At 56.2% G+C, this 8,909-nt stretch carries 8 protein-coding genes and 1 pseudogene; all 9 read right to left on the reverse strand.

Features of this window, described 5'->3' with window-relative positions; all coding sequences use genetic code 11:
- Positions 1-11: 11 nt before the first annotated feature.
- Positions 12-2,393: a bifunctional acetate--CoA ligase family protein/GNAT family N-acetyltransferase gene (locus tag J2T37_RS04490; protein ID WP_253354073.1), complete on the reverse strand. Its 2,382-nt coding sequence runs from the start codon at positions 2,391-2,393 to the stop codon at positions 12-14.
- 126 nt (positions 2,394-2,519) lie between these two features.
- Positions 2,520-3,938, reverse strand: a complete 1,419-nt coding sequence (locus J2T37_RS04495; RefSeq protein ID WP_253354075.1) for a sensor histidine kinase — start codon at positions 3,936-3,938, stop codon at positions 2,520-2,522.
- Between the two features lie 12 nt (positions 3,939-3,950).
- A complete protein-coding gene (gene misR, locus J2T37_RS04500) occupies positions 3,951-4,628 on the reverse strand; it encodes a two-component system response regulator MisR (protein ID WP_253354077.1) in 678 nt (225 codons plus the stop codon).
- Between the two features lie 196 nt (positions 4,629-4,824).
- Complete coding sequence (locus J2T37_RS04505; RefSeq protein WP_253354079.1) at positions 4,825-6,660, reverse strand: PglL family O-oligosaccharyltransferase; 1,836 nt, start codon at positions 6,658-6,660, stop codon at positions 4,825-4,827.
- Positions 6,660-7,019: a DUF2069 domain-containing protein gene (locus tag J2T37_RS04510; RefSeq protein WP_253354081.1), complete on the reverse strand. Its 360-nt coding sequence runs from the start codon at positions 7,017-7,019 to the stop codon at positions 6,660-6,662. The genes J2T37_RS04505 and J2T37_RS04510 overlap by 1 nt, the downstream gene beginning before the upstream one ends.
- A 54-nt stretch (positions 7,020-7,073) precedes the next feature.
- Complete coding sequence (tatC, locus tag J2T37_RS04515; RefSeq protein ID WP_253354083.1) at positions 7,074-7,850, reverse strand: twin-arginine translocase subunit TatC; 777 nt, start codon at positions 7,848-7,850, stop codon at positions 7,074-7,076.
- A gap of 7 nt (positions 7,851-7,857) precedes the next feature.
- Positions 7,858-8,487 (reverse strand): Sec-independent protein translocase protein TatB, encoded by a 630-nt coding sequence (gene tatB, locus J2T37_RS04520; protein ID WP_253354085.1) that lies wholly within the window; start codon positions 8,485-8,487, stop codon positions 7,858-7,860.
- Positions 8,488-8,490: 3 nt separating this feature from the next.
- Positions 8,491-8,694, reverse strand: a complete 204-nt coding sequence (tatA, locus tag J2T37_RS04525; RefSeq protein WP_253354087.1) for a Sec-independent protein translocase subunit TatA — start codon at positions 8,692-8,694, stop codon at positions 8,491-8,493.
- A gap of 89 nt (positions 8,695-8,783) precedes the next feature.
- A pseudogene (locus J2T37_RS04530) lies at positions 8,784-8,909 on the reverse strand (IS110 family transposase); the annotation flags it as partial.

Genomic DNA, 8,909 nt, shown 5'->3' on the forward strand with positions numbered 1-8,909 from the left:
TATGCAAGTATTTATTGCTTGGATTTGCGTTTTTCGGCGGCGGGTGGAGGAATCAGGCTGCGTTTGGCACGGTATAAATCTTTGTCTTCTTCCGAGGTAATCAGGGTAAAGCCTGATTTTTCAGCAAGTTTGCACATGGCGGCGTTGCTTTGCAGGATGTCGGCACTCATGACTTGGTAGCCCTGTTGTGTGGCTAATCCGATAATCTGCTGCATGAGAAAAACGGCCAAACCGCTGCCGCGTATGGATTCGGCCAGGGTAATGCCGAACTCGCATTCGTCGCGTGACAGCCGGCTGAAACGGCTGACGCCGAGGATAAGGCCGTCTGAATTTTCGGCAACAAACGCGCCTTCGCTGAAATAGTCCAAACGGCTGAAACGGGCGAGGGTGGTTGTCGGCAGCTCGTTGGTGTGGCTGAGGAAACGGGTATAGCGCGTTTGCGGCGACAGGCTGCGCACGAATTGCTGCTTGGCTTCGGCGTCTTCCGGCTCAAACGGGCGTATGCTGAGGTTTTCGCCGTTTTTCAGGGTAAAACTTTGCGGATAGCCGTCGGGATAGGGTGCCAGTACGCTTTCGGGGTAAGCGGGAGCGGTGTGGGTTTTATCCAACAGTCCGGCCGCTTCGCCGGTATTGAGGAGAAATTCGGCGGCTGCGGCGTTGCGGCTGCGGATAAAATCCGCCGCGCTTTGCAGCCGAGTCGCGGCGGCTTTACTTGCTTGGCGGTAGGCGGGTTGTTTTTCAGACGGCCTGAAATCGCTGCTGAAGCCGCTGCCGTCAAGATTGAGCAGGATTTCGCCGCAGTCGGTCTGTTGCCGGATAAGGATATTCAGGCTGTTTAGAAAACGCTGTATCACGTTTTTTTGGCGGCCTGCCCGGATAAATTCGGCAAGATAGGCGGTGTCGAGGGTGGTAAACGGCGGCAGCACGGCGGCGGTCTGCCCCTGATAACGCGCCAGCACATAGGCGCCGAAATGCGGATGGCGGCGGAACGCCAGTTGAGTCGCCTGATGCGGCGGCTGGTGGCGGTAGTCGGGCAGATTAAGGGCGTCAGCCAGCGCCGTCCAGTCTTGCGCTTCTGACAGGCGCTTGATTTTGGCGGGGTTCAGCGGTTTCAGACGGCCTGATTTGGGCGGCGCGATATTAAGCTGCGCTTGTTTCAGCTGTTCGGCAAAGTTGCGCAAAGCCAACGTATGCAGGGCTTGTTCGGGGCGGTTGAAATGCAGCAGGCCGTCTGAAAAACGGCTGCTGATGAGCAGCGGTTTGTCGGACTGTTGCGCCAGCTTTTTCAATACGCGGGTCAGCGCACTTTCGTCTTCGGGCGTTTGCGCGGCAATGACGGTAAGCAGGGCATCGTTGTGCGGCTGTTGCAGCTGTTGTGCGGCTTGGTCGCGGAAAAAGGCGGCGGTCGGTGTGCTGCCGAGATAGCCTTGCTGCGGCAGATTTTTTTCAGACGGCAGGTACAGGGTAAGGCCGTCGGCACGGGCAGGTGCGGCCAGCCAAGCGGCGGGCGTATCGGATAAAACGGCCGGTGTAGAAACGGGTTTGATGTTGGACAAACCGGCATGCAGCGCGGCTTCCAGTTGGCCGCTGCCGAATACGGGTAGGAAATTGCAATGTCGGGCAAGGGCGTTGAGAACGGCCTGTTCGTCTTCATCGGCGGCATGGGAACAATACAGCAGCAACGGCGTATGGCGGGTAAAGTGGCGTATGGCGGAAAACAGCTTGCGCGGGTTTTCCAGCGGGTTGTAGTGAACCACGGCCAAACGGGTGTGGTGGTTGTGGCCGAAGCGGTTGAGCCAGTCGGCGGCGGTAGTCAGACTGAGGGCGTAGTTCAGGCTGATGTGGCGTGAGATACCCTGCCGCATATGGCGCAATAGGGTTTCGATTTCACGGCTGACGGCGGTTTCGCCGGTCAAGAGGGCGGTGTAACCGGCGGGAAAATCGGGCAGCGTGCCGCAATTTAAACCTTGCGCGGGCAGTTGGATACCGGCGCTGTTGCACACGCTGATGTTGAGTTCGCTGCCGTGATGACGGGTAACGGCGGTATGGGCGGTTTGCCGCTCTTCCGGCGACAGGGTCTGCCAGTCTTGAATCAGGATAATGTGGTGGAACTGCTTTTTCTTGCAGGCGCGCAACAGGGTTTCGTAGCTCTCGGGCGGAGTGACCGCGATGACGAGGTCGGCCGCTTCGTTGATTTTGCCCAGATTCGGATAGGCTTGCAGACCGGCCACGGTTTTGTGGCGCAGGTTGACGGGGGTGATTTTGCCTTGATAGGCCGAACCGAGCAGGGCGGTCAGAATGCGTTCGCCCAAGCTGTTCGCCCGTTCGCTGGCACCGACGAGGATGATGTGTTGCGGGGTAAAGAAGTAACCGGGCATGGGTTGGGCGGGCATGGGGTTCTCCTTATGGGGAATGGGAAAAGGTGGGGAAATGCCGTCTGAAAACGGGCAGGTTTTCAGACGGCATTCGTTGTGGCAGCGGGCGGCTGATGTGCGCAACAGCTTACTCAGACGGTCTCATTAAGCCGTTTTTGCCGCTTTCTTTTTTACAGCCTTTTCAGACGGCTTCACTTTGGGCAGGATAAAGCGCATGTTCAAGCCGGTGGGCTTGATGTTTTCGGCAATGATTTTACCGTCATGCTGCTCGATGATGTGTTTGGTTAAGGCCAAACCCAAGCCGGTGCCTTGTTTGCCCGCGCTGGAATCGGCGCGGTAAAAAGCCGTGAAGATATGCGGCAGCTGCATTTCGTCCACGCCGGGGCCGTTGTCAGCGATGTCGATAATCCAATGTTTGCCGTCTTGAGCGACTCTGACCTGAATCAGGCTCCCTTCGGGGCTGTAATTCATGGCATTGCGGATGATGTTGTCAAACGCGCGGTAGAGGTAACGCTCGTTGGCCGTCAGTGTGGCGGATTCGGGGATTTTCGGATCGACCGAGAGCGTGACGGTTTGGCCGTTTTTTTGCGCTACGGTTTGGCTGTCTTCTACCAGATTGCTCAGGAAAGGCAGCAGTTGCAGGCTTTCTTTTTCCAACGGCATGTTGGAAGTTTCCAAGCGCGACAGGGTCAAGAGCTCGTCCACCAGTAAATCCATGCGGGTTAGCTCGCCTTCCAAGCGTTTGAGGTATTGCTCCTGCTTTTGCGGCTGTGCCTGAATCAGGCCGACAATCGCTTGCATACGCGCCAAGGGCGAGCGCATTTCGTGGGAGACATGGTGTAATAGATGGCGTTCTTTCGCCACCAGCTTTTCCAGCTTTTCCGCCATTTTGTCGAATTGTACGGCTAAGTGCGACAATTCGTCGTCGCGGTCGTCAACCTGTTGCGAAATGCGGGTTTGCAGCTCGCCGTTGGCTATTTTGTCCATGCCGTTGCCGAGAATGCGGATGGGCTTGGTAATGTTGTTGGCCAAGATATAGGCCATTAAGAGACCGACGAGGATGATAAACGACAGAATAATAAATTCGTGCCAAATCGGTGCCAGCGGTAGGCCGGGGATAAACAGCGGGCTGGGTAGGCGCTGCGCCTGATGGTTGTCCCATCCCCGGATGAAAAACAGGTATTCTTCACCGAAGCGGCCGTATTCGATGTGCGCCAGCTCGGAGTCGGGATTGTTGACGGCAAAGGCGCGTGCGCGTTCGACGGTTTTGTTGTCGATGTCGCGGCCTAAAATGTCTTTTTTATCGTCGCCGAGAATCACGAATACGGAATTGGAAACGGGATTGTTGCGCCATTCGGCCAGCAATTCGCGCGCACCGCTGTCTCCGCGCGCATGAAAGGCGGAGATAATGCTGTTCATCAGCGTCGTTTCAATGGTACGGCGCTGGTTGAACTGGTTTTCGGCCAAAGTGTTTTGCACCAGCCAGAAAGAAAAACTCGCCACAAAGATTGCGCAGATAATGACTGCGCAAAATGTGGCGAAGATGCGTTGAAACAGTTTCATGCTGTTTGATCTTTAGTTTTTGACAAACAGATAGCCCAAGCCGCGTACGGTCTGAATCAGCGAAGCGTCGCCGAGTTTGTGGCGGATACTGGAGATGTGCACGTCGATGCTGCGGTCAAATTTCGCCAGCTTGCGATCCAGCGCTTCTACCGACAGGGTTTCTTTGCTGACAACCTGACCGGCGTGGCGCATCAAGACTTCCAGCAGGTTGAATTCGGTGCTGGTCAGCTCCAACGGCTGGTCTTTGATGGTGGCTTGGCGTTTGGCCGGATACAGCACTACATCGCTGACGGCAATGCTGTTGGGTGTGTTGCTTTGCTCGCCGCTGTGTTGGGCGCGGCGCAAGATGGCGTTGATACGGGCCAGCAGTTCACGCGGTGTGCAGGGTTTGGGAACGTAGTCGTCGGCACCCATTTCCAGACCGATAATGCGGTCGATGTCGTCGCCTTTGGCGGTCAGCATGATGATGGGTACGGTGCTTTGCGTGCGCACGTTTTTCAAGACATCCAAGCCGTTCATTTTCGGCATCATCGAATCTAAAACGACAACATCGTATTGACCGGACAGAATCTCTTGTACGCCTGCTTCGCCGTCGGGTACGCTGTGGACATTCAGGCCTTCGGCGGTGAGGTACTCGGTCAGCAGTTCGGTTAACAAAGCGTCGTCATCGACCAATAATACGCGGCTCATATTATTTCCTTTATTTGTGGTTGTATGCGCAAGGGTTGCGCCTTGCGGACAAGAATGCGCTAATCTTAACATGCAAACCTGTCTTGTTGATAGCTTAATTTTCTACGCATTTGCGCTTTTTTGCAATGCGGGTAAAGGGCTTTACATTGCTGCGCCGCCCTTTGCCTGCGCTAGGGGCGGACTTTTCAGACGGCCGTCAGTTGCCGCTGTCGCAGGATTTGGCAGAAGGGTGGTTTGGTGCGCTGGCAAAGGCGCGGCAGTCGGACAGCAGCTTGGGCAGCAGCGGCGCGAATGCGCTTTGTTTGCGCACTTTGCCGGTGTAAAAAGGCATCTGGTAGGGATAATAGTAATACATGGCCTGCATCCATTGCGTGCCACGCTCGGTTTCGCCTTTGCGGTAGAGGTAGAGGCCGACTTGCTGGGCGTTGGCATACGGGCGGTAGGTCAGCGCATCCAACGCGGCCTGTTCCGCCCACGGCTGCACTTGCGCGTCGGTCGGGTCGGTGCGGCGGGTTAGGCTGAGTTCGGCATAGTAGCGCAACATGGGCACATCGGCGGCAATACGGCGCAAACCGGCGGTTTTACGGGCAATATCGGCGGCGCTATCGGTTTTCGGCTGGCGGTTGTAGTCGGTCAATTCGGTATAAGCCCAACCCAAGTAGGCCATACCGCCGAGTAAGCATAAAGCCAGTATGCCACCTGCGTAGTTGCGGCGCTTGGCTTGCGCGAGGCCGTCTGAAACATCTTCATAACGGGCAGGGGAGAGTGACAACATCAGCGCAAACGGTGTCAGGAAATAGATGTACCACAAAGGGTATTCCAGCATGCTGTGGCACAGCGAAACCGTCATCAGCGAAATGAGCAGCAAGGAAGCGGCATGATACGGGCGCAGCAGCATACGCCATATGGCGCAAAGATAGCAGGCGGCGACCAGCAGCGTGCCGACCAAGCCCATTTCGGCCAAGAGCTGTAAGACAATATTGTGGGCATGGGTAAACAATACGCCGAGGTTGTTATTGGAGAAAGTATGCGTTTGCGCATGAATCAGGAAGCCTTGCAGGGCATAGCCGTTCCAGCCGTGGCCGAACCACGGCGCGGCTTGGAAGGCCAGCCATGCTTTGCGCCACTCGACATCGCGGGCGGAACCTTGGAAACCGCTGTTGGCGGTGCGCTCGACTGCGGTTTCGTAATGGCTGTCGCTGAACCACGATAAGGCCGTAGCGGCCGAAAATTGGCACACGGCAACGATGGCTAAAGCAAACAGCATAATCAGCACCATGCGTCGGGATTCGCGCCCTGCACGCCAGTACCACAGCGGCAGCAAGACACCAACACCCATCAGATAGGTAAGGATGGTGCGCGAATTGACCAAACTGAGCGCCACTGCCAGCAAGACGACCCACAATGCACCCGCCCAGTCCGGTAGGCGGCGCACCGCCCACAGATAGGCCGCCGCCAATACGCCCCACATGATGTAGTGGCCGAGATGGTTGCGCTGACCGAGTTGGCCGCTGATGTTGCCGCTGCCGCCGTAGGCCAGAATGCCTTTAAATACCGGCCAACCGGCGATGCCGCTGAACTGCATGACCGCCACCGCTGCCTGTAAGGAAGCGCCGATAAGCAATGCCCATGCCAATACGGTCACAATGCGTTCCTGTCCGTATTCCGCCACCCAGCCGCGACATGCCCATGCTGCCAAGGCGAGGATAACAAACGTCCACACCACCATGTCGCTCATGCCCGGATAGGTCAAATTCATGACCCGCGCCTGTATCCACCAAAATGCGGCCAAAATCAGGAAGGCAATGGCGGCGGACGGCAGGCGCACGTTTAACAGCCCTGAGCAGGCTGTCCACAGCGCCAAGACCAGCGCACCGGTGAGCGAGGCTGCTTCCAGATAAAAGCTGGAGAGCAGGCCGACGCGGTACAGCGACAAAAACGGGCCGACGGCTATCCACAGAAAACATACCCACAGCGGCAGCAGGCGCAGGCTCCATTCGCTATTGAGGCCGTCTGAAAAACGCTGATACATCAGTGCACCGCCTTTTTATGTTGTTGGATAAAAGCCAGGCACGCGATAAAAAATACCACGCAGCACAAGGTCACGGCCGCCGCGCACCAGCGGCTGGCAGGCGCGGCGTCAAACAGGCGCATAAAGGCTTCGGCAAAATAAATCAGAATCAGCATAGAGCTGTATTGGTAGGTGTAGACTTTGCCTTTGAGTATGCCGGATAAGGGCAGACACAACGGCAGTGCTTTGAGCGCGAGCCACGATCCGCCGGCGCGCAAAGGAGCAAGCCACAGCTCCCACGACAGACTGACGGCAATCAGGGCAATCAGGCTGGCGCAGGCGGCATAATAAGACCAGTGTTGTTTGGGGTTTGCAGTCATAAACAGGATATATGCAGAGCAGGCCGTCTGAATCACATTCAGACGGCCTTAATATCAAACGGTTGCGGGCGGTTGGGCGTTGTCATCGTTTTCATCACGCGTAACCGGCTTGGTCAAGCGGCTGAACCAAATTCCCGCTTCGTATAACACAATCAGCGGCAAAGCCAGCAATACTTGTGAAATCACGTCCGGCGGCGTAATCACGGCGGCAACGATAAATGCGCCAACGATGACGTAAGGCCGCGCCTGCTTGAGCTGGGCGGTGGTCACAATGCCCATGCGCGCCAGCAATACCACCACCACGGGCACTTCAAACGTGGTGCCGAAAGCGACAAACATGCCCAAAATAAACGACAGGTATTTGTCGATATCAGTGGCCATGTTCACACCGACAGGGGTTACCCCCGCCAAAAAGCGGAAAATTACCGGAAACACCAAATAATAGGCAAAGGCCATGCCGATAAAAAACAGCAAAAAGCTGGATAAAACCAGCGGCGCGACCAAGCGCTTTTCGTTTTGATAGAGAGCGGGGGCGACAAACGCCCAAATCTGATACAGCGTGTGCGGCAGCGAAATCAGAAACGCCGCCATCAGCGTGACTTTGACCGGCACGAAAAACGGCGCAATCACATCGGTGGCAATCATGCTGGTGTCTTTGGGCAGCGTCGCCATCAGCGGCTGCGCGACAAAGGAATACAGCTGCTGCGCAAACGGCATCAGCGCCACAAAGCACACCACCAGGCCGCCGATAATCCACATGATACGGCGGCGCAGCTCGAGCAGGTGCTCAATAAGGGGTTGGGTGGGTTGTTCGACGGAAGAATCAGACACCGGCTACTCACTTTTTACGGACGCGAAGTTTCGGTTGAGGGCGGAATTTCGGGCGCATATCGCGTTTGCGCGACATGGCCTGCTTGTGCAGGGAGGCGGTATGCAGCCCCAAACCGATGACGGGCGGCGGGGTTTCGCTGTAACGGAAGGGCGCGGTTTCAGACGGCATGGCGGTGTTGGTCAGATAATCCTGCCACGCTTTGTCCGGCGAAGATTCTGAATCGGCGGCAACGGGCGTAACCGGCTGGCCGTTTTCGTCAAAACGCGGAGTGGCGTCGGGCAGGGGGTTGCCTTGTTCGTCCACGCCGAAATCCGCAGGCGTGCGCTGCTCGGGCAGGCGCTCCCACGGTTTGAGGCCGTCTGAAATCTGGTTCAGATTACTTTGCGCTTCTTGGCCGAGATCTTTGAACTCGTCTTTAAACTGCGCGGCGGCGGCTTCAAATTCCTGCTTGGCCTTGCGCAAATCTTCCAGCTCGGCCTGCACGCTCAATTCCTGCTTGACGTTGCTTACCAGCCGTTGCAGCTTGCCGACCAGATTGCCCGCCATCCGCGCCGCTTTGGGCAGCCGCTCGGGGCCGAGCACGACCAGCGCGACCACACCGACCAAAAGAAGCTCGCTTAAACCGAAATCAAACATGGATTAGGCTTTTTTGTCTTCGTCTTTTTGGTGTTCGATGACTTCGTCTTTTTTCGCGGCGTTGTCGGTGCCTTCGTTCAAGCCTTGTTTGAAGTCGTGTACCGCGCCGCCAAGGTCTTTACCGACGTTGCGCAGTTTTTTGGTGCCGAACACCAAAACGACGATAATCAGGACGATAATCCAGTGCCAGAGAGAAAAGCTGCCCATTTGGAATCCTTTTAGGGAGGTAAGAGTAAAAAGTCAGGTGTAGCAACTGTGTTGCCAACCCGTCGGTCAGTAACATCAAACACGGTTAATTATGCACATTGCAGGCCGTCTGACTTCAGATAATCCCTTACCCGCGCATTCAGAATTCGCAGCAGTTTGTGCATACACGCATTAATGGCGACTTTAAACGGTTTGTTCTTGTCTTTCAGCCGCTC

The organism is Neisseria perflava (genome assembly GCF_024170405.1).
GTDB classification, from domain to species: domain Bacteria; phylum Pseudomonadota; class Gammaproteobacteria; order Burkholderiales; family Neisseriaceae; genus Neisseria; species Neisseria perflava_B.